The 21,983-nt window shown below is 38.4% G+C and carries 21 protein-coding genes; 15 read left to right on the top strand and 6 right to left on the bottom strand.

Annotated elements, in window-relative coordinates:
- Positions 1-2: 2 nt before the first annotated feature.
- Entirely contained in the window at positions 3-1,346 is a 1,344-nt protein-coding gene (locus tag IX38_RS07525; RefSeq protein ID WP_034703472.1) for an SWIM zinc finger family protein, read from the top strand.
- A 41-nt stretch (positions 1,347-1,387) separates the two neighbouring features.
- On the opposite strand, the gene IX38_RS07520 is transcribed toward IX38_RS07525, so the two are convergent.
- Positions 1,388-1,834: a VOC family protein gene (locus IX38_RS07520; RefSeq protein ID WP_034703470.1), complete on the bottom strand. Its 447-nt coding sequence runs from the start codon at positions 1,832-1,834 to the stop codon at positions 1,388-1,390.
- Between the two features lie 498 nt (positions 1,835-2,332).
- On the opposite strand from IX38_RS07520, the gene IX38_RS07515 reads away from it, so the two are divergent.
- The 3 genes from IX38_RS07515 to IX38_RS07505 all read left to right on the top strand — a co-directional run bounded on the left by IX38_RS07515 (position 2,333) and on the right by IX38_RS07505 (position 5,323).
- Complete coding sequence (locus IX38_RS07515) at positions 2,333-3,850, top strand: TROVE domain-containing protein (protein WP_034703468.1); 1,518 nt, start codon at positions 2,333-2,335, stop codon at positions 3,848-3,850.
- 450 nt (positions 3,851-4,300) lie between these two features.
- The gene (locus tag IX38_RS07510) at positions 4,301-4,756 is read left to right on the top strand and encodes a uroporphyrinogen decarboxylase/cobalamine-independent methonine synthase family protein (protein WP_131368646.1); all 456 of its coding nucleotides are present in this window, start codon (positions 4,301-4,303) and stop codon (positions 4,754-4,756) included.
- 327 nt (positions 4,757-5,083) lie between these two features.
- Positions 5,084-5,323 carry a hypothetical protein gene (locus tag IX38_RS07505; protein ID WP_034703464.1) on the top strand — a complete coding sequence of 80 codons (240 nt, stop codon included), beginning with the start codon at positions 5,084-5,086 and terminating at the stop codon, positions 5,321-5,323.
- Between the two features lie 72 nt (positions 5,324-5,395).
- Here the strand turns inward: IX38_RS07505 and IX38_RS22905 are convergent, their stop codons facing one another.
- The 3 genes from IX38_RS22905 to IX38_RS07495 all read right to left on the bottom strand — a co-directional run bounded on the left by IX38_RS22905 (position 5,396) and on the right by IX38_RS07495 (position 7,028).
- Positions 5,396-5,572 (bottom strand): hypothetical protein, encoded by a 177-nt coding sequence (locus IX38_RS22905; RefSeq protein ID WP_165570712.1) that lies wholly within the window; start codon positions 5,570-5,572, stop codon positions 5,396-5,398.
- A gap of 661 nt (positions 5,573-6,233) precedes the next feature.
- Complete coding sequence (locus tag IX38_RS07500; protein WP_034703462.1) at positions 6,234-6,584, bottom strand: hypothetical protein; 351 nt, start codon at positions 6,582-6,584, stop codon at positions 6,234-6,236.
- A gap of 12 nt (positions 6,585-6,596) precedes the next feature.
- A complete protein-coding gene (locus IX38_RS07495) occupies positions 6,597-7,028 on the bottom strand; it encodes a transposase (protein ID WP_034703460.1) in 432 nt (143 codons plus the stop codon).
- Positions 7,029-7,113: 85 nt separating this feature from the next.
- On the opposite strand from IX38_RS07495, the gene IX38_RS07490 reads away from it, so the two are divergent.
- Both IX38_RS07490 and IX38_RS07485 read left to right on the top strand, forming a co-directional pair.
- The gene (locus IX38_RS07490; RefSeq protein WP_034703457.1) at positions 7,114-7,311 is read left to right on the top strand and encodes a hypothetical protein; all 198 of its coding nucleotides are present in this window, start codon (positions 7,114-7,116) and stop codon (positions 7,309-7,311) included.
- Between the two features lie 597 nt (positions 7,312-7,908).
- Positions 7,909-9,447, top strand: coding sequence for a SulP family inorganic anion transporter (locus tag IX38_RS07485; protein ID WP_034703455.1), 1,539 nt, complete (start codon positions 7,909-7,911; stop codon positions 9,445-9,447).
- 458 nt (positions 9,448-9,905) lie between these two features.
- Here the strand turns inward: IX38_RS07485 and fusA are convergent, their stop codons facing one another.
- On the bottom strand, positions 9,906-11,972 hold the full coding sequence (fusA, locus tag IX38_RS07480) for an elongation factor G (RefSeq protein WP_034703453.1): 2,067 nt from the start codon (positions 11,970-11,972) through the stop codon (positions 9,906-9,908).
- A 778-nt stretch (positions 11,973-12,750) separates the two neighbouring features.
- Here fusA and IX38_RS07475 point away from each other — a divergent pair.
- The 7 genes from IX38_RS07475 (at position 12,751) to IX38_RS07445 (ending at position 18,814) form a co-directional block, all read left to right on the top strand.
- Positions 12,751-13,419: an HAD family hydrolase gene (locus tag IX38_RS07475; RefSeq protein WP_034703452.1), complete on the top strand. Its 669-nt coding sequence runs from the start codon at positions 12,751-12,753 to the stop codon at positions 13,417-13,419.
- Positions 13,420-13,425: 6 nt separating this feature from the next.
- Positions 13,426-14,250, top strand: a complete 825-nt coding sequence (locus IX38_RS07470; RefSeq protein ID WP_034703450.1) for a phosphoribosyltransferase family protein — start codon at positions 13,426-13,428, stop codon at positions 14,248-14,250.
- On the top strand, positions 14,240-14,797 hold the full coding sequence (locus IX38_RS07465) for a TerD family protein (RefSeq protein WP_034703448.1): 558 nt from the start codon (positions 14,240-14,242) through the stop codon (positions 14,795-14,797). Before IX38_RS07470 ends, IX38_RS07465 begins: the two co-directional genes overlap by 11 nt.
- A gap of 2 nt (positions 14,798-14,799) precedes the next feature.
- Positions 14,800-15,969 carry a toxic anion resistance protein gene (locus IX38_RS07460; protein ID WP_185097675.1) on the top strand — a complete coding sequence of 390 codons (1,170 nt, stop codon included), beginning with the start codon at positions 14,800-14,802 and terminating at the stop codon, positions 15,967-15,969.
- A 61-nt stretch (positions 15,970-16,030) separates the two neighbouring features.
- Complete coding sequence (locus IX38_RS07455; protein WP_131368645.1) at positions 16,031-16,933, top strand: hypothetical protein; 903 nt, start codon at positions 16,031-16,033, stop codon at positions 16,931-16,933.
- A gap of 60 nt (positions 16,934-16,993) precedes the next feature.
- Entirely contained in the window at positions 16,994-17,602 is a 609-nt protein-coding gene (locus tag IX38_RS07450; protein ID WP_034703446.1) for a TerD family protein, read from the top strand.
- Positions 17,603-17,776: 174 nt separating this feature from the next.
- Entirely contained in the window at positions 17,777-18,814 is a 1,038-nt protein-coding gene (locus IX38_RS07445) for a TerC/Alx family metal homeostasis membrane protein (protein ID WP_034703443.1), read from the top strand.
- Positions 18,815-18,961: 147 nt separating this feature from the next.
- On the opposite strand, the gene IX38_RS07440 is transcribed toward IX38_RS07445, so the two are convergent.
- The gene (locus IX38_RS07440) at positions 18,962-19,960 is read right to left on the bottom strand and encodes a catalase family protein (RefSeq protein ID WP_034703441.1); all 999 of its coding nucleotides are present in this window, start codon (positions 19,958-19,960) and stop codon (positions 18,962-18,964) included.
- 371 nt (positions 19,961-20,331) lie between these two features.
- Between IX38_RS07440 and IX38_RS07435 the strand changes: the two genes are divergently transcribed.
- Positions 20,332-20,766, top strand: a complete 435-nt coding sequence (locus IX38_RS07435; protein WP_084680226.1) for an FKBP-type peptidyl-prolyl cis-trans isomerase — start codon at positions 20,332-20,334, stop codon at positions 20,764-20,766.
- A 255-nt stretch (positions 20,767-21,021) separates the two neighbouring features.
- On the top strand, positions 21,022-21,972 hold the full coding sequence (locus tag IX38_RS07430) for a hypothetical protein (protein WP_034703439.1): 951 nt from the start codon (positions 21,022-21,024) through the stop codon (positions 21,970-21,972).
- The last annotated feature ends 11 nt before the right edge of the window (positions 21,973-21,983 follow it).

Here is a 21,983-nt window from a genome sequence, read left to right as displayed (position 1 = left end):
ATATGGAAGATACGCTAATTTACAACTATCAGAGACCATCGTCTTTGATAAAAAAATCTGCATCTGAAGAATTGTTCCTGTCCAAATACAGCGAAATTCAGAAAAATACGGATGCTCCCTGCTTTTTTTGGGGAGAAGTCAGCCAGCCGTTTATATTGGCGAGAGGTCTCATTACACTTTCCAATATTGTGAAATCAAGCTTTAACCTCTCGCCGTTTCAGATGGCACTGCTTAAAGACCCTATCGTTACTGCCGGAAACAGCAGGCTGCGGTTTGAAGGATTTTCACACTGTGCAGGTGTTTATGCCAGGCTAGATGTGCTGCCAGACGGACTTCACGGAGAGTTTCTGGAAAACGGAACCACCAATGTCGACTTTAACCAGCCGATGATTACTGCGTTGGGAAGCATCCGGCTCAATGAAAAAATAATGCTTTCCGTAGGTGAAAAAGAAGTCGGACTTCATAAAGAAGAGGGAAAAGTAGTGGAACGAAAAGTCCCGCTGCCTGTAAAATGGATCAAAGGGCTGAGTACCGTTCAGATTTATCTTTCTGAATCCGAAAAGCTCCACTGTTTCAATAAAGTCCAGACCCAGCAGCTGTTCAGAGGAATACCGAAAGGACCTGTAAAATCAGATTATTACCTGATCATCAGAGGAAACAAACCCATGTTTTCGCCGGTAAAATCTGCGGATGCGGTCTGTATCGGAGGACTTCACAGATTACGCCTGCTGGAGCCGCTTCTTCCTTATATAGACCAGATGCAGGTATTTCCTCATGCAGATATGCAGTCTACCACATGGCAGCTGTATATGGGAAATATAAGGTTCAGTTTTTCATTGTCAAGAGAAACCTGGCGGGGATTTTCCGGAGAAGGTGCGGTACTGGACAGCCTGATCGATGATATTTCTGATGAATGGATCGATGCCCTGGATAAATATGCTTATGCCAATCAGTCTTTTAATCCTTCAGCGTTTGCTCTGGATGAAAATATCCATCTTAAAAAAACAAATAACCTCACAGGAAGACTGGCTGCTATGGGACTTTTGGGATATGATCTGGATGACAACGGCTTTTTCTACCGGAGGCTGCCGTTTAAGCTCAATCGCATAATCGGCCTGAATCCACGGATGAAAAATGCAGAAAAACTTATCGCAGAGGGCAAAGTTGAGATTTTAAATAAAACCACAGCCAGAACCGAAGCAAGAGTGGAAGGAACCGGTGTGCATCATACGGTCATTATAGAGAGTGATAAAGAACGGTGCACCTGTGAATGGTTCAGTAAATACCAGGGGGAAAGGGGACCATGTAAACATGTTCTTGCCGTAAAGAAATTAGTGAATATTTAACAAAAAGGACAGCTTCTGAAAATAAGTCTGTCCTTTTTTATTTATTGATGCTTCATCCATTCTTCATAGGAGATTACGCCCAGCTCAGGTTTCCCTTCACCTTCAAGAACCGATATAAACTCAAGCTGGTTGCCATCCGGATCATTGAAATAGATGGCCAGTGCAGGCATCCACGCAAAAACCATAGGCTCATCAATCCCATCCTTTAAAAAATTATAGGGTTTCAGGTCTTTCTTCTTCAGAAAGTCTACTGAATAGTTTAAAATATCCTCTTTACTGCTGGAAAATGCAAAGTGCCTTGGCTGCAGGTTTTCCTTTTGCTCCCACAACCCCAGCATAAAGCTCTTGCCTTCACCTATCCACAAAAATGCAATAGGACGAGTCTCATCCATATGGGCCAGTTTCAGTCCCAGCACCTCAGTATAAAAACGTACAGAATTTTCTAAATTGTTTACCTGAATGTGTGTTTCATATAATCCTTGAATCATAGCCTGAATTTTAATATACACAAATCTAGGCAATGCCGTCGGGAAAAGCAGAGAATGCTGATTCCTTTACTGGAAATGAATGATAGACATTTTGTATGTGGAAAAGATTGGATAAAAGATAAAAGATAAAAGATAAAAGATAAAAGATAAAAGATAAAAGATAAAAGATAAAAGATATTGTTGTTAAAATTCAATAGGAGCGGGTTTTAACCCGCTTGTAAAAAAGGTTGCCAGCCATCGGGCTTTAGCCAAAACATAAATTCATAACATGAATATTACAACTATTTTATATCGGTAACACAATGATCTGAGTGCATCTTAGAAATCTGCGGGAGATAAAATAAGCTCACCAATTTTGATTAAGCTTATAAAGTTTTGAAAAAAAAAAATCGTATAAATATTCACTACGCAAAAAGACTGCGTAATACTGTTTTTACTTTGCATCAGAAATCAGAGGGGAAGATGATCCTCCAAAATGTTTAACAAAAACAGTAACTCATGAAATTTAATTTTTTAAAGAAAGAGAAAAATACCGTATTCAACTACGAAGGTGCAAAGGCATTTACCATGACACCTGCTGAAGAACTATATAGTGCTGTTGTTACAACAGGATTATCCAATACATCCTATGAAAAGGGAAATGACAGATTGGAAAGAATTCAGTCTCTGATCAGAAAAAATGACCCTGAATTTGTAGCTAAACTGGCTGTGTATGCAAGAAAAGATATGTACCTGCGTTCTATTCCGTTAGTTCTGACTGCAGAACTGGCCAAACAGGCTTCCGGTACAGACTTAGTAAGCAGAACGGTAGATGGAGTTGTACAGAGAGCAGATGAAATCACTGAACTTTTGGCTTACTATCAGACTGCTAATGAAAGAACGGAAACCAAAAAACTGAACAGGCTTTCAAAACAGATCCAGAAAGGTCTTGCAAAGTCTTTCAATAAATTTGATGAATACCAGTTTGCAAAATACAACAGAAAAGCAGAAGTAACATTGAGAGATGCACTGTTCCTGGTTCACCCGAAAGCAAAAGATGAAAATCAGCAGGCAGTTTTTAACAAAATTGTAGGTGATAAACTGGAAACTCCTTACACATGGGAAGTTGAACTTTCCGTTTTGGGTCAGACGAAATTTGCCGGTGAAACAGAAAAAAAGCAGGCTTTTAAAAATAAATGGGAAGAATTGATCTTCAGCAATAAGCTCGGTTATATGGCAACTTTGAGAAACCTGAGAAATATTATAGAAGCAGGTGTTTCTTCTGATGCGATGGATAAGATTTGTAATTATTTATCCAATGAAAAAGCTGTAACGAATTCAAAACAGCTTCCGTTCAGATTTTTGTCGGCCTACAGGGAACTGAAGACTATGGATTCGCCCTGGCTGTCATCCATTTTGGAAGCATTGGAAGATGCTGTTATGGTGAGTGCTAAAAATATTAAAGGTTTTGGTTTTGATACTTCAGTGGTGATTGCGGCGGATGTTTCAGGTTCTATGCAGCAGCCGGTTTCACCTAAAAGTAAAGTATTGCTTTATGATATTGGATTACTGATGTCTATGATTTTGCAGTCCCGGTGTAAAAATGTGATTACAGGTATGTTTGGTGACAGATGGAAAAGAGTTCCCATGCCTAAAAACGGTATTCTGAGAAACGTTAATGAGTTTTACAAGCGTGAAGGTGAAGTAGGTTATTCTACCAACGGTTATCTGGTGATCGAAGATCTGATCAAAAAAAGAGAAAAAACGGACAAAGTAATGTTGTTTACCGATACTCAGTTGTGGAACAGCAATGGAACCAAAAATTCTTTTGAAGACTCCTGGAACCGGTACAAAAGTATGGCTCCGGATGCGAAATTATATATTTTTGACCTGGCAGGTTACGGAAAACAGCCGTTGGATATCAGAAAAAACGACGTATATCTTATTGCAGGCTGGTCAGACAAGGTTTTCGATGTACTGAATGCTCTGGAAGACAGAAAGTCTGCTGTTCAAATCATTAAAAAAGTAGTGCTTTAAAAGGCACTGCTTTTAAAAATAAAAACTAATACCATAAACTCAGTTAGAAGCTTAATCCTGCGGCTAATATAAGTTATTGAACAACTTTTTGATTTTGTGTTCATTCAACCAAAAAAATTGGAAAAGAGAAAGCAAGAGTTAAACCTAAAGCTTGATAAGTTAGGAAAACTTAAAATGAAATAAAACGACCTAGGAAACGAAGGCGTTAAGAAAATAAACTATGCGAACGTTAAGAAAATTCTACTGTTTGAGCGCGAGACCCATTTTGAACTAAAACAGCAACATATAATTCGCGCGAGTTTTAGAATTTTTAGAGAGTATAGATTATTTTTAGCCGGAGTTTCCAAGTCTTGAATTTTTGGTTCTTTTGCTTCAAGGCAAAACGAAGAATAAGATTTTGAGATTGCTTCGTCACTTTCGTTCCTCGCAATGACAAAAAACAATAATACAATGTCCGAAACCTATCAACATCAAATAACCGGAAATCCTTTTATCAGAGAAGATCTCACGCATCTCTGCCTTTGTCCCTGCTGCGGAGCACCCGATTGCGGTGAAGAATATATGCTTCTTACGGAATCTCAAGGCAGGCAGGAAGCTGTGCTTTTTGGTGGCGGAACTTTTAGAGGATATCTGAACTATTGGTTCTATGAAGGGATTACTCCGGAAGAATACAGCAGATTACCGGAGTTTGTGAGACAGAATAATGAATGCAACGGCTGGCAGGATATCAGTGCTGAATGTACCGGGATAGATGCAGATGATTTTCTTCTGACTTTAGAATCCATAAAAAATGACAGCTGTAAAAAATACCTGTACGATGATTTTGAAAACTACTATTATCCCGTTTTTAAAAAATTTGCAGAAGAGGTCATGAGAAAAGGACAAAAACTGTATATCAGTATTTAAAAAAATAAAAATAAATTAACTGCGTAAAAAGAATGCGCACCTCCGGAATAACTTTGCATTGTTATTCATCCGGTGCCATAAGGAAAGAGTTTCTTCGACTTTTCATTTGAACAGAGTCTTTCCGCAAGATGCCCGGTAACTACAGACCAATGCCGTACAGTAAGAGTTTCATCGTCAAACTTCCAATTTGAATACATTCAAAAACTCTTATGATCCATTGCTTGGTTTTTTATACAATGAAAAGATAAAATAGTAAAACCAATAACCATGAAAATTCATAAACCATGTCTTAAAGAAGCAGTGTATTGAGGTTAATTCTCAATAGACATGAAAAAATACAAGACATTAAAACAAACTTTCGGAATCAATGAATACGGACTCATTGATTTTCCAAAGAAAATTTCCGGAATACAGATCTCAAGATTAATATACGGAAATGAAATGGGTTGTTCGTATTGCTTTCCGCATCATGGTTTTGAAACGGTAAATTCCCATCAGGAAAAATACCAGAGAAACTGGAAAAAATACAGAAAGACCCGTTATAAAAATATCAAGCAGGTGCCGTAAAACAGAATTGCTTCGTTGGGAGGCAGCAATACAGGTTCGAATCCTGTTCTGGAAACAGATGGTGTAATGGTATCACTCTGTCATAAGTTTCTGTTTGGCTGAATGCCCTGCTGTAAAATAATCAAGTGTCGTTTTAGGATCATACTTCGGGATTTTGAAACATTGGGCCGCAGGTTCGATTCCTGCCTTTTCCCTCGAAGAGGAGAGGTAGCTCAGCAGGTAGAGCAAATGCACGGAAGATCCTTTCATTATTACCTTGATTTATAAAAAAACTTTGCGCCTTTACGATTTTCCAATAAAGAAATTTAAACAAATGCAATAGTAAAAAAAACTTATTCAATTTAAAATAAAAATTCAAGTGTCGTAGCATAGAAATACTTCGTTCCAGGCTTAAGATACAGGTGCAAATCCTGTCTGTGAAAGCAGTTGTCCAAATAGTAAGACGTAAGCATAAAAGTGTCTGTGCGAAAATTACCTTGATTTATAAAAAGAGTGCCGTTAGAGAAAACTTACTTCGGTTACAATTGGTTCGACTCCAGAATAAACCTCATGGTTTATATATAGCAGTTTTCCCGCCTTTAGCCTCTTTTTTATTAGAAAAAATAAACAAGTGCCGTAGAACAGTGTTACTTCGCTCATCACGACGGGGTCACGGGTTCGAGTCCCGTCTCTTCCACAAAAAAACACAGTCTCAATAGGAAGAGTAGCTCAGTTGGTTAGAGCACGCTTATACACTTTCAGGTGTTGCCTTGTTTTTTAAATAAAAGTGTCGTAAAGGAAAAACTACATCGTCACACATTTGGGGAGGAATAGCGAAGTCGGTAACTCCGGCAAGGCTATCCGGTTCGAATCCGGCACAATGACTGCCCCTTTTTTTCCTGATCATTACCTTTAAAAAAATGCCGGTGAATTAATTTTCGCCGGCATTTATTACTTGTTCTATTTCTGCTTCGAAAGTTTTTTTCCAGTTCAGAATGGTTGTTCTGCTGATCTTATACTTCCTGGACATATAGCTGGTAGAAAAGCCATGCTTACTTTGATACTGTAAAAGCTTGAACATGGTTTTTTTATCATAAGTCTTAAGCTTCTGGTTATTGATCTGGCTTTCTTTCGACTGTTCAAAAATCTTTTCGTTGAAATTTAATATATCTTCCGTTGTATTCAGTTTTCCCAACATCTCTTTGATCTTTGGGTCCTTCAGCTTTTCCGGATGTTCCAGCCTCAGCATATCGTAATATATCTTTTTGTAATTGGGACGCATAATAGATTCTTTTTATCCGTTAGTAGTATCATCATTTTTCTGAAGCCAGCGGTGAAGAGTGCTTTTTGGGATAGAATATTCTTTGATCACCTCGCCATAGGTCATCTCGCCGGAAAGAATTCTCTTCATGATAAAATCTTTAATCTCCTGGGTGTAAATATTTTTCCTGAAATAAGGAATTTTATCCGATTTCTTCTGGTTTTTGTTGACGGCAGACGGTGGTGCATAGAGGATCAGATGCGAACTGTAAAGCCTGAAAAAATCATACTCCAGCAGTTTACTCCATCTTAAAAGTAGGTCAGTATCTATTGATCTGCTTTCGTATAGATTTTCAACAAATTGTACGTCCTTATCCAGGAAATTACAGATCCTGTCCATAGGAATCTCATATTCATTCACCATCTCCTTGATTAACTTTCCTATATGAATTTCTTTATATAACATGTATTAAGTACTATTTTTTATTAAACTCATTAATTAAAGAAAATAGATAATATATTACTACAGAATAACTGCTTACCAATAAAATATGCCAAGAAAATCCCAGCAGCAAAAAGGGAAATGTAAACTCAGTACCATACTTGGATGTACAGCCGGCAGTCTGGAATATCACCAGCCGTTAATTGTTTTCAGGTTATTTAATCTTAAAAATACTTTATATCTCCCATTTCCTTCTGCAGCTGATCCGGATAAGACTTCGTTATGCTCAGATTTTCTTTCTGTATAAAAATCCTGTTAAGTTTTTTCGTACAGTTATTCGTAATATTTTTAACTATTGACCTTAGTATTGACAAATCATTTACCTGTTTTTTTTAATTAACAGTAAATAATCTGTTTGTTCATTTCCAAATTTAAATAAAAAATGGAAGTTAACTCTCAAAAATGTATAAAAAATATCCATTAAGGTCAACTTTAATTAAAATTAACAAATTAAATGAACATTCGTGTGAATTATTTTAATAAGGCTGTTTAAATTTTTAAAATCTCTCAGATTTGGCAGGTTACGCAGATTTTATATAATTTGTTTAACCTTCTGTGTTGGAAAATCGCAAAGGCGCAAAGTTTTAAACTGTATGGATGTTTTTAGGCGCAAGAAAATCAAAAGATTTTCAGCAAAAATTATATAATAAAAAGTTAGAAATTTTATCGCAGATAAAATCTTTGCGCCTTAAAACGTTATTTTATAATATAATTTGCGCCTTTGCGATTGGCCAACTGTATAAGATATAAGTTTAAACAGGTATAATTTAAAAAAAATGATATTTGAAAAAGATAAAGCACAGTAATTGTATTGCATCTTGCAAGTATATACCTTTGCAGCTCAATGAAGAATACAACAAGCTTATTCGATTTTTCGAAAAAAATAAACTACAAAAACGAACTTCTGGCTGGTTTTACAGTAGCGATGACCATGATTCCTGAGTCGCTTTCCTTTGCAATCCTGGCCGGAATCTCTCCGCTCACCGGGCTTTATGCAGCTTTTATGATGGGAATTGTCACCGCTGTTTTGGGTGGCCGTCCCGGAATGGTTTCAGGAGGGGCAGGAGCTACCATTGTCGTATTGATCGCTCTGATAAAATCTCACGGGATAGAATACCTGTTTGCCGCCGTTGCCCTGGCGGGAACCTTTCAGATGCTGGTAGGAATTTTTAAGCTGGGGAAATTTGTCAGGCTTATTCCGCAGCCCGTAATGTATGGGTTTTTGAATGGTCTCGCGATCATTATTTTTATGGCCCAGGTCGAACAGTTTAAAATAACAGACAGCGCCGGAGTTTCCGGCTGGCTCCAGGGAATGCCATTGTATATCATGGCCGGATTGACAGCTTTGACCATTGCCATTGTATACTTTTTCCCAAAGATAACAAAAGTGGTTCCTGCATCTTTAGTCGCTATTATTGTGGTTTTTGCCGTGGTGGTAGGATTTAATATCCCGACAAAAACAGTGGCGGATATTGCACACATCAGCGGAAATCTCCCAAGTTTTCATATTCCGAAGATTCCTTTCACTTTGGAAACCCTGCAGGTCATTTTCCCGTATGCATTGGTGATGGCAGGAGTAGGTCTTATTGAATCCCTTCTGACACTGTCAATGGTGGATGAGATCACCAATTCAAAAGGAAATACCAACAAGGAGTCCGTAGCGCAGGGAATAGCGAATATCACCAATGGATTTTTCGGAGGAATGGGAGGCTGTGCAATGGTGGCTCAGACACTGGTTAATCTCAATGCAGGTTCAAGGGCCAGGCTGTCAGGAATTATAGGTTCAGTAATGATCCTCCTCATCATTTTATTCGGAGCCCCGTTTATTGAAAAAATACCAATGGCCGCATTGGTAGGTGTCATGATGATGGTTGCCATAGGGACATTCCAGTGGGTTTCCATCCGGATTGTCAACAAAATGCCGAAGTCTGATATAGTGGTAGGAATTACAGTTGCCTTAATAACCGTAATCCTTCACAATCTGGCATTGGCTGTTCTGGTAGGTGTTGTGATAGCAGCTCTGGTTTTTGCCTGGGATAACGCAAAAAGAATCCGGGCAAGAAAATACATTGATGAAAATGGCGTGAAGCATTATAAAATATATGGCCCCCTATTTTTCGGATCAGTCACCACATTTATGGATAAATTCGATCTCATGGAAGATCCTGATGAGGTGATTGTAGATTTCAAAGAAAGCCGTATCGTAGATATGAGTGCCATTGATGCTCTGGATAAACTGTCTAAACGCTACAGCCAGCATGACAAAAAGCTGTACCTGCGTCATCTTAGTGAAGACTGCCGTAAAATGCTGAAAAATGCAGAAGCCGTTATAGAAGTTAATATCCAGGAAGATCCCACTTATAAAGTGATGCCGGAGAAGTAGGGGATTTAAGATTGAAAGATTTAAAAAATTTAAATATTAAAAGATTTACAGTCTGTCATCTGAGAAATCTGTGGGATATAAGAATAACATTCATTTATTATAGACAGCAACAAGGAAACAGTCACAAAAAGAAATCAGCGTTATTTGCTCAATCAGCGAGAAATAAAAGCATTCCTTTATTAGAGAAAGCAAGAAGGAAACAGTCGCAAAAAGAAATCAGTATTATCCGCTCAATAAGCGAGAAATAAAAGCATTCCTTTAGAGAAAGCAAGAAGAAAGCAGTGCAAAAGAAATCAGCGTTATCTGCTCAATCAGCGAGAAGTAAAAAAACATTCATATATTAGAAAAAGGAAGCAATCGCAAAAGAAATCTACAGCAAAGAAATTCACAATTAACCATTCACATTCACCTATAGTAACCAAACAAGGACTGTAAAATAAATTTACAGCCCTCGTTTTTTAAGTTACTAATGTATTGGCAATGAAATCAGGCACCAAAGCGTAGTGCGATAATTTCATGCTGGTCGAAGCCCTTCCGCTCGTCAGAGTCCTCAGATCGGAAATATATCCGAACGTAGAAGCTAGCGGAACTTCCGCCGTGAAAATCTTCCTTCCTGATCTTTCATCAATGGACGAAATAATTCCCCTTCTTCGGTTGATATCGGCTGTTACAGCACCCGTGTATTCTTCAATACTCTGAATTTCAACCTGCATGATTGGTTCCAGAAGCTTAGGACTGCATGATAAAGCAGCCGACCTGAATCCGTCTCTCGCAGCATTTTCAAAATCAAACGCGGCCGAATCCTGAACATGGAAAGAACCGTCCAGAAGTCTGATCTTCATACTTTCCAGAGGATAGCCTCTCAGTGGTCCGTTTTCCATGGCTTCCCTGAACCCTTTTTCCACAGGAGGAATAAACTCGCCCGGAATAACACCTCCTTTGATCAGGTTAATGAATTCCAGTCCCGGTTCATTATTCTCTCTGGGACCGATTTCAAAAGTGATATCGGCAAACTGTCCGTTTCCGCCATTCTGTTTCGAAAGCTTTTCCCTGTGGGTTCTGGTTTCCGTTAAAATCTCACGGTAAGAGACTTTAGGTTTCCCCTGGTTGACTTCAATACCATGATTCAGACGGATCTTTTCCAGAGTAACCTCCAGGTGAAGCTCGCCCAGACCGCTTAATAAAGTTTCCCCCGTCTGCCGGTCTCTTTCCACCACCAAAGAAGGATCCTCTTCCTGGATCTTAGCCAGAACCAAACCGAAAGATTTCTCGTCACTGTTCGTTTTAGGCTCTATAGAAACCCTGATCACAGGAGCAGGAATGGTAATCGCTTCCAGAAGCACAGGCTTCTCAACGGATGATAAAGAATCTCCCGTTTTGGCATCCTTTATGCCTGTTAAAGCTACAATATCACCTGCTTTTCCTTCCTCTATTGATAACGTTTTGTCAGACTGCATCTTCAGAATCCTCGATATCCTGAAACTTTCACCTGTTCTTACATTCAGAACCGTATCACCGGATTTTATCTTTCCGGAATACACGCGGAGCATCGCAAGCCTGCCCATATGCTTATCGATCACGACTTTAAAAACAAGGCCTGAAAAAGATTCCGTTTCATTTCTTACCAGTTCCACAGGTTCTTCCGTCTCAGGATCTTTTCCCTGAACAGCAGGAAGTTGGTCCGGTGCCGGAAAATACGTGACTACCGCATCCAAAAGAGGCTGTACTCCTTTGTTCTTAAAGGCAGAACCACAGAGAACAGGAACCGCAGCTCCTGATCTGCAGACCTTTTGTAAAGCTTCCGTGATCATTTCCCCGGTAATCCTGTTGTCGGAATCCATGAAAATCTCAAAGAACTTTTCATCATATTCGGCCAGGGTTTCCATCAATTTCATCCTGTATTCATCGGCATCAGCTTTGTGATCTGCAGGAATTTCCTTTTCAATAATCGTTTCCCCGTTTTCGTCCGTCCAGTATAAGGCTTTCTGGCTGATTAAATCAATCACTCCTTCAAATTGGTCCTCAGCTCCGATCGGGATCTGAAGTGCCATAGGAACTGCATGCAGTTTTGTTTCAATTTCCTTGAGAGCTGCGAAAAAATCGGCTCCGATCCTGTCCATTTTATTGATGAAGCATATCTTTGAAATTCCGTGCTTTTCAGCCTGGAACCAAACATTTTCGGTTTGTGGCTGAACGCCTGACGAAGCGCAGAAAACAGCAACGACACTATCCAGTACTCTTAAAGAACGCTCAACTTCCACTGCGAAATCAATGTGCCCGGGCGTGTCAATAATATTGATGTTATAAACCGTTTCTCCTTTTTTCCACTGCGTAGAAACCGCCGCGGATGAAATGGTGATTCCTCTGTTTTTCTCCTGAATATCTTTATCCATGGTGGTATTTCCATCGTCTACATTTCCAATCTTATGAATAAGGCCTGTGTAATAAAGAAGCCTTTCCGTTAAAGTGGTTTTTCCTGCATCTACGTGCGCTATGATTCCTATATTTCTTGTGTTATATTTCATTTTGCTGAATTTAAATTGTTGATTTTGAGAATACGGGTAGGTATTCTCCCTGGATCAGTCTTAAAAGTTGTGGAGTAGGCAAAAATTATATGCTCTCGCAGATTATGCGGATAGAACAGATTAACAAAAATAAAAATCTGCATCATCTGATTAATCAGCGTGAATTTTTTTAATTTTTATATATCCATTCCCTCCATCAGAATCAATGAAATTGATTCCATCTTTGCTTTCCTTTAGAAACATGACAATTATTTTCTTTGCATTAGAAAATAAACTTTATCTGTTCCACAAGTTTGTTACGTGATCGTATTTCCCCCGGTTTGAGGTCTGAAAATAAGGCAGCAAAAAAGACCCATCTGAACAGATAGGTCTTCAATATATTTTTAGTAATAAAAGATCTAAGGAACTATTCAGATAAATATTGAATGCTGCCAGAGTACACAGCTCTCACAGGGTTACTTAAAGTTATTATATTTATCATTGTTGTTGACATTGTTGATTTTTAATCGGTTGAGAAATTAAATAATTTTTTTAATTATCCAAAGTTTTTTAAGGAAAAAAATAGTTAAAAGAATTTAAACAAATGGTTAAGCCCAAACGCAACTGGTCGTAAAATCTGTGAAAATTCATAAAAATTTCTTAAAACAGAGAAGTACGTAATGCTTTTCTAAGAAAAATTTTATCTTTGGAAAGAATACCCCGGTTAAACACTTGTAGATGATTAAATAATTTTAAATCTTTTTCAAGAAAGCTAAATAAAACTTTTAACTTAAAACTATTGAAAACAGATATCGACATTCACAACCACTGTCATTTTTCTTTTGATCTGTGGCTTACTTTAATAAAATCTCACCCTGAATTTAAAACAAAAAGAGTTGAGCTCTTCACCTCGTTTTTTGATATTGACAAACCGGTTTCGGAAGTTGCGAAAACCGTAAAATATTACGATGATCTGTGCAATACGATCAATGAAGTGACGGGGGGCAATATGGATACTTTTGAAATGTATTTACTGATATTGGGTGCATTGGATATTGATGTAAGACAATTGGATAAAGAAAAGTTAAACGGATTTTACCTGAAAAGTGAAGAACTGTTTTTAGAATACAAGCCCGTTGTCATTTTCGAAAACATAAAAGAATTTTTTGATCAGATCAAAAATCAGGGCAAGACGGTGAATATTCTGAGCAATACAGGATTTATCAAAGGGAGAACAATGAGGAAATTTTTGATCCAGGAAGAGCTGGACCAGTATATAGACTTTCATATTTATTCGGATGAGATCAATATATCCAAACCGAATCCTCTGATTTTTCAGGAAGTGAAAAATAATCTTAAAGACCGGGATCTTCCCATGCACCGTATCCTGCATATTGGAGACAATCCGGTAGCAGATTTTAAAGGGGCAAAAGATTTCGGTTTCAGTGCACACCTACTTAAACACTAGACTAATATGAATAAAAGATACAGTTTACACCACATTCATTCGGCGGATGAATTTACTTTTTCACCCGCAGAATACAGCTATTTCAAGTATGGCGATAAGTCGTATGCTGAAAAGTTTGCTAAAGAATTATTCAGCGGATTTATTACGGAATATGCAGAGCTTTTAAAAACAGAAAAAGAGATCGTGGTTCTTCCGAGTCCATATATGGCTATTCCTACGGCCTCTAATTTTTTATGTTTTTTCTTTAAAAAGCATCTGGATCTGTACCTGTTTCAGAAAGGAATGAAATCCAGTATTATATCCAAGATCAACCGTAACCACACATATATCACGGATTATGGGAATCTTAATTTTGAAGACCGTAAAAATCTGATCGCCAATGATACTTATTATATTGATAAGGATTTTTTACGCGGAAAACTTTGTATTTTTATAGACGATATAAAAATCACGGGAAGCCACGAATATACGGTGAACAGGATTTTGAACGAATATGATGTAGAAGCAGATTTTATGTTCCTCTATTATGCGGAACTGATGAATTTTGACATTGATCCGAAAATTGAAAACCATTTTAATTATTATGCGGTGAAAAATATCCAGCACGTCGCAGAAGTAATGGCAAAGCCAAGTTTTGAATTCAATACAAGGATCGTAAAATATATTTTAGGCCTGGATTCAAGTAATTTTGACTATCTTACGTCTAAAGTAAAAAAGGAGCAGATGGAGATGCTTCTGGAGCTGGCCATCAGCAATAATTATCATTTAATAAAAGAATACGAAAATAACATCAACACTTTAACACAAACGGAACTATATTATGGCTATTAACTTACAAAAAGGACAGAGAGAAAACATTAACGCACCTAAATTCACTGTAGGTTTAGGATGGGATATCAATAATACCTCTACAGGAACGGGATTTGACCTTGATGCCTCTTTATTTTTGCTGGGCGAGGATAAAAAATTGGTGTCAGACAGTCACTTTATTTTCTATAATAATTTGGAATCTCCGGACAAAGCTGTGATCCACACAGGAGACAACCTTACCGGTGAAGGTTCAGGAGATGATGAGCAGATCAAGATTGATCTTACAAAGATTGATCCGGCGATTCAGGAAATTACGGTTGTTGTAACCATCCATGATGCTGATGCGAGAAAGCAGAACTTCGGACAGGTAAGAAATTCTTTCATCAGAATTTTCAATACAGACACGAACGAAGAAATCCTGAAATATGAACTGGATGAGGATTTCTCTATTGAAACTGCCGTAGAATTCGGAAGAATCTACAACAGAAACGGAGAATGGAAATTTGAAGCTGTTGGGGCGGGTCAGAGAGACGGTCTTGACAAATTCGTATCAATTTATCAAAAATAATTATGGATAATCAGGAAAATCAGCCAACAGATCCAATGGGGTCTATTGAACCTCTTAAAACATTTGAACCTGCACCGATGGCTCCACCGAGCCAGCCTGTACAAAATACGGCCCCGGCAGTTCTTGTGGATAAAGAAGGAAATGTAAATCTGACTCAGTTACAGGTAGAAGAACGTAAAAAATACGAGGTTCTTGCCAATTCCATCGATGAGACCAATCCGGGCTCCATCGTGAATTACGGAGCAGAGCTTCAGAAAACCTTATCCAACCAGAGTGACAGCTTTTTAGGAAATGTAAGAAGATCCAATTCAGGAGAAGTGGGAGTGCTTATCAATGACCTGTTGGTAGAGCTTAACTATGTGGATGTTGAAGAACTTCAGCAAAATAAAGTGAAAAGCTTCCTGAGCAAGATCCCTTTCATGAAAAAGGTCATGACACAGGTGGAAAATCTGTTTGCGAAATATGATAAAATTATCAACAATATCGAACAGATCGCTCATAAAGTAAATGCAGGAATCATCACCTCTACCAAAGACAACGCTGTACTTCAGACAATCTTTGAAAGCAACGTGAATTCCATTAAGGCAATCGAAGAATTGGTCATCGCCGGAAATGTAAGAATGGAAAGAGCTGCTGCAGAATTGGCCCAAATGGAAGCGGATCCGCAGACTTACCAGGATTATCAGATCGCTGATAAGAGAGATTTCATCGCGAGATTAGACAGAAGAATGGCTGATCTTAAAGTGGTGCGTATCATTATGATGCAGTCACTTCCGCAGATCAGACTGGTACAGAATAACAACGTTTCTATTGCTGAAAAAGCACAGACGATCCTTACCACGACACTTCCGGTTTGGAAAAACCAGCTTTCACTGGCAGTAGCGATGTACAGACAGCAGCAGAATATCGAGATCCAGCAGAAAGTATCTTCCACTACAGAAGCTATTCTGAAGAAAAATGCAGAACGTCTGGGTCAGAACTCAGTGAATGTAGCCAGAGCGAACGAACAGACCATCGTTTCTGTAGAAACATTGAGAGAAACCACTTCAATGCTGATCAATACATTGAATGAAGTGAAGCAGATCCAGAAACAGGGTGCTGAGGGAAGAAGAAAACTGGACCAGGACCTTCAGACACTGGAACATGAATTAAAAGCAAACGTCAGAGGTTAATTAACAGGATACCAAGGTGGGGGATGATGCAGCAACCATAATGTCTCAGAGCAAAAGAAGATTGACAAAGCTTAAACTTCTCGCTAATTTTTTTGAACATATTGACATCATATCTATTTACATTAAAACAGATATCATCCACAATTTGTTTCAGGAAAATACCGCTCTGGACTATAATAAGCTGGAACTTTTCCACCTGCAGTATACCGACAGTCTCATAGAACTTCTCACCAAAATAAAAAGGCAGAAGGAAAATGATATGCTGGCTGTAATTAATGAAATTGACGTTAATAATAAATATATTGAAGGTTTTGAGGAAAGGCGCGTAGACAGCTTTCAGACCGACCGGAAGATGTACAGCGGTATATTTTCCCAGCATCTGAAAATGCTTTATAAAGACCTTACCGAAGATGTTTTTACGGCAGACTGGAACAATGTACTGTATTTCCATAAAAAATACGGGCAGGAATTCTACAGGACCAATGCAGATGAAGAGCAGCTGAAGCCTAAGTCTTTTCCAGCGTATCAGTATAAAGATTATGCGATAGAAAGGAAGCTTTTGGGGAGACTGAATATTCAGAGCTTTAAAGTGCGTTTTGTCTGCGGTTACCTGATCGGGACCTATGAGTATGAGCTCTTTAAGGTATTTCAGTCTGATGACTATTTTATTTTCGGTATCGATGATAAAAAGCTCTACCTGTTCGATGGGGATCTTGAAAAGCTTGATATTTCCGAGAACCAGTCGAACCAGACCACGATCATCAATCAGCTGAAAAGAAAAAATGAGCTGTTGGAAAATTCCATCGGTGAAAGGAAACGGACGCTGCCTGCAGAAGTGGAAAACGTGCTGAAGGATTATCTCAAAAACCTGGAAAATATAGATATTATGAGCAAAATATTCGATTTTGATGAAGAAACGAATATTTTGCGTGCAATGCTTAATCTGAATTTGAATAATAATTAAAGCGAAAGAAAACGTATCATTTCGCCCAACAATAAAATAATAACACTAAACCATAAAAAGATGGCTATTAACTTACAAAAAGGTCAAAGAATCAACCTGAAAAAGGAAAACGGTGCCGAGCTTACCCAAGCCTGTGTGGGAATCAACTGGGGAGCAATTGAGAAAAAAGGGCTTTTCGGAACAAAAAAAGAGGCAGTAGACTTAGACGGAAGCTGCATCTTATTTGATTCAAACAAAACGCTTACGGAAGTAATTTATTTCGGAAACCTGAAGTCGAGAAACGGTTCTGTAAAACACAGTGGTGACGACCTTACCGGTGATGTAAACGGAGACGACGGACTGGATAATGAAGTGATCACGGTAGATTTCAGCCAGCTGGAACCAAATGTAGAACATGTTGCACTGGTGTTGAACAGCTACCAGGGACAGGATTTCGGAACGATTCCTTTCGCTTCTATCCGTATCTATGAAGGAACTCCTACCAATGTAAGAGAAGTTTTCGCTAAATATGATATCGCCAATGATGCTTCTTTCAAAGGACACGTTGCCATGGTAATGGGTGTTTTCTACAAAAGAAACGGAGAATGGAAGTTCAACGCAATCGGAGATCCTACTTCAGACAGGAAACTGGAGCAGACGATCCAGACGGTTCAGGCCAATTACTTGTAAATCATAGATATTCAATAAGAATGGACTGAGGTACATTCGGGAAAAATAAATAATTTTACTGGCTTTGGCCAAAATTTATTTATATATTGATATCAAAATAAAAACATTAAAAATTAGCAATATTTGTGCATACCGTACATCTATTGCTTTTATCATATAATAACATAAACTGAAGTGGAACATCAAAGTATTTTAGAATTGCACCCGGGCTTGGTGTGGGGATTTGCGGTAACGGTGGTTATCATGCTGCTCCTGGATTTAGGAGTATTCAACAAAAAAAGCCATGAAGTATCGTCCAAAGAAGCTACCATCTGGTCTATCGTATGGATTTCATTATCCATGATATTTTCCGGAGTAGTGTATTGGGTTTTCAATACAGACGGAACTGCTGGAAGTCATGCTGTAGCCGTAGAGAAATTTACGCAGTATCAGGCAGCCTACTGGATTGAAAAAGCCCTTTCTGTGGATAATTTATTCGTATTCATCCTTGTTTTCGGGTTCTTTAAAGTTCCGAAATACCTTCACCATAAAGTTCTCTTCTGGGGAATCATTGGGGCATTGGTATTCAGAGCGATATTTATCTTTGCAGGGGTAGGATTGATCAACCTGACGTATCTTCCTGAAATGAATATTTTTGGAAAAGCGGTACAGATCAACGTGGTAATGGCGCTCTTCGGTCTGTTCCTTGTGTATGCCGGGATCAAATCCTGGGGTGACGGAGGCGACGATGATGATGAAGACTACAGCAATACGGCTGGTGCAAGATTGATCAAAAGCTTCTGGAAAGTTTCTGATAACTATGATGGTGATAAATTCTTCACGATCCAAAACGGAATCAAGATGGCAACACCACTTTTAGTAGTGGTAGGGGTTATTGAATTTACCGACGTTCTTTTTGCGGTAGACTCTATTCCGGCGATCTTTGCGATCTCCAATGACCCGTTCATCCTGTATACATCCAATATTTTCGCGATCTTAGGATTGAGATCATTATATTTCCTGTTAGCGAATTTTATCCACATGTTCAGCAAGCTTCCGTACGGATTGGCTATCATCCTGTCATTTATCGGGGTGAAAATGCTGATTGCACCGTGGATTCATATCCCGTCTCCGGTTTCATTAGGAATTGTAGGAGGAGTATTGGTGCTTTCCGTTCTTGTTTCTATTATTTTCCCTGATAAAGAGGAAGCAAAGGAAAAATCAGAAGAATAAGAATAACAAACTATAATATACAAAGGCTTTACAAATCTGTAAAGCCTTTTTTATTTTTAAAATGATCCGTATCAAAAATTCACAGTCAGCAATCTATTCACGACTGACTATTCACCATTGATTGACCATCACCGTTCCTATCCCTCATCATCCATGCAGCAACTTATTAATCTTCCTTCTCGTCTGTACAGAAACCTTATACGCTTCATCACGCAGTTTCTGTATCTTTCCAACCGGCTGGAAAAACGGCTTGCTTTCAAACGGGTTGAATGAAAGCAGCTCATTGGTACAGTCCAGAGGATCAAGCAGCCCTCCTTTATCTATGAACACTTCCCCGATCTTTATATAAGGTGAATTTTTCCACTCTACATTCAGTCGGTTGATCGGCTGGTCCTTCAGATCATAACAAAACTGTATCAAAACATCTGCTGTATAATTGTTATCCTGGAAATAGTTTTTCAAAGCCTCTTTCATTTTCAATTTCCGCCCGAATTTTTTATTGACAGACTTTGGGACCAGTTTGATCTTGATCATATGCTCACCAAGACGGTAAGCGCCTACAGAATGATAATCGAAAGAAAGAATAAAATCATTCCTTTTACCCAGAAGTTTTAAAATATTTTTGAAAAAAGACAGCGTAAAAAAATAAGGAATCATCTTAACAGCCTGAGCCACCAGTGAAAAAAAACTGCTCCATTTTTTAATATAAAATCGGTTCACTGCCGTAAATAGTTTCAGGAAATGGGAAACAGAATTCGTAGGAAATAAAGGAAAATTAACGAGTGGGAAATTGGCGATCAGTCCACCGTTCTCATCCTTTACCTTTACAGCAAATCCATAAGCGGGAATATCTTTTTTAGACGTATTAATTTTCAGATTGGCATTTGAAAGTCTTATCGTAAGATCGAATTTTTCACTGTTGAAAAACAGAAAAAACTCTTCAGGAATATCTTTATCAATAATGAATGTACCATCAGCTACAGCATAGGCTTTTGCATGGGCATTTCTGGTGGCATAGTTGACATCGCTTATAGAAGAAGACTGTTCAACAAAGTCTGCAATCGACTTTTTATTGATTTCAAGAAGTTTTTTCTCCTCTTCATTAAGCTCGTCGAATTTCTTATTATATTTTAGTGGTTGTGGCATTTAGTTTTTAAATCCAATTATAACGCCAAGTTTCCGAAACTGCGTTAACACAATATTAAAAGTATTTGAATTTTGTGGCAGACACGGAGATTCGGGCAGAAGTTATTGCTAGTCTGTGATTTGGCTGAAGGAAGGGAGGTTGAAGTTGAAAGAGCTCTTAGTTTACCCTTTAGCTGGCTGTGATATAAATTTATTTTCTTAATTATACATTATACATTATACATTATACATTATACATTATACTTTAAACCCGCAACTGATACCCCGTACCCCGCAACTCATAATATCTCCACCTCACCTCCATAACTTCCATCCTCCGGCTTCCCTCTCCATCTTCTCAAAAACCCCTATCTTTGTAAAAAATATCAACAATGGGAGTAGCAGATATGTTATTTAAAAAGAAAAAAGAACTTGCAGAAAAGAACCTTAACGACGGTAAGGAATACATGGAGGAATACGGTAAGAGAGAAAGCGTTGTACAGTTGCCAAGCGGTTTACAGTATGAAATCATCACAGAAGGAGATGGCGCAAAGCCAGGACCGAAATCCACGGTGAAATGCCATTACCACGGAACGACAATTTCCGGTAAAGTTTTCGACAGCTCTGTAAAAAGAGGAACACCTGCATCTTTTCCTTTAAACAAAGTGATCAAAGGATGGACGGAAGCACTTCAGCTAATGTCTGTCGGAAGTAAGTGGAGACTGATCCTGCCTCCGCATTTGGCATATGGAGATCAGCAGATCAGCAAAGAAATAGGACCGAATTCTACGCTTGTATTCGAAGTGGAACTGTTGGATATAAAATAATTCTGCTTAAAAATAGCTTAAAAAATTACCTGAATTCAGGTAATTTTTTTTATTTGTATTATATTCGTATTGATCAATTTCAAAGGCTAAAGATCGTTAGAATTTTTAAGGATTCGTGAGTCCAAAATGTTATACAAGATATGCAGTTTTAAATTTTATCGGAGATAAAATCTTTACGCCTTAAAACAATGGTTTAAAATAATCTTGCGCCTTTGCGCCTTCCCAACAATATCGCAAAGCAAAAATATAAACTGAATGAAAAAACTTTTTTACCTTCTGGCCGCATTCAGTCTCCTGACTTCTTGTGTTTCCAAAAAGAATCAGGTGATTAAACAGAATATTCTTACCCTGAAGGACAGTTACTGCAAAGCACCTTTCAAATACAATTACACCAACAGAATCCCATCCTATAATGCAGATTCTATTCTGGCAGCCAATAAGGAACTGCAGGGGAAATTTTCCGATCAGAGCATTCTTATTCTGAATGCCCTGGATAATCTTGATGAAGTTCATGAAATTATTGAGCTTAAAAAAGACTCATCCATTGCTTCCCAGGTTAAGGTATTGCAGCTTAAAACCAGGATCAACAGTAAAATTACAATTGCCCTTACGGAACTCGATGCCGTAGCTGCCGAATTCGATTGTGAAGGGGAAAGAGTGGCACAAATTGGAAATTATGTGGATAACCTCAATGATTCCAAAAATAACAAGCTGATCCTGTTTTCCATCGTAACAGGTGCGGCCGCATCCATTGCCGGCGGAATAGTCAGTGATGGAGGTTGGAGCAATGCCATTGATATCAGTGGGGGAGTTGTAGGTGCAGGCTTCGGTCTTGCAACACTTAATCCCAAAGGTAAAAAAGTGGAATTTATCCACCAGAGAAACCTCTTGAGAGATATCTGGAGAGAAAAACTGGAATCCCCGAATTTTCCGCCGTTCATCTGGTATATGTATACAGAGAAAAAGTTTTCCAATAAAGAAGAGCATTCCATTATCAGCAGTATGAAAGAGAGATGGCTTCATTACCAGTTTGATGATGTTAAAGCAGCAGCAGACCAGTCAGTGATTTTCAGTGACGGAGGTTTCTACAGGGCAGATGACCTCCATAACCGTGCTGCTATGCTGAACCAGATGCAGTCCGCAACAAGAACCATTAACCAGAATATCAACTACCTGCTTCTGGATCTGGATAAATTAATCCTTTAAGAAAAATTTAA

Origin of the sequence: Chryseobacterium luteum, from assembly GCF_000737785.1 — a bacterium.
Classification (GTDB): domain Bacteria; phylum Bacteroidota; class Bacteroidia; order Flavobacteriales; family Weeksellaceae; genus Chryseobacterium; species Chryseobacterium luteum.
The sequence above is the reverse complement of the archived record's forward strand: the minus strand, read 5'-3'. Positions and strand labels throughout refer to the sequence as shown.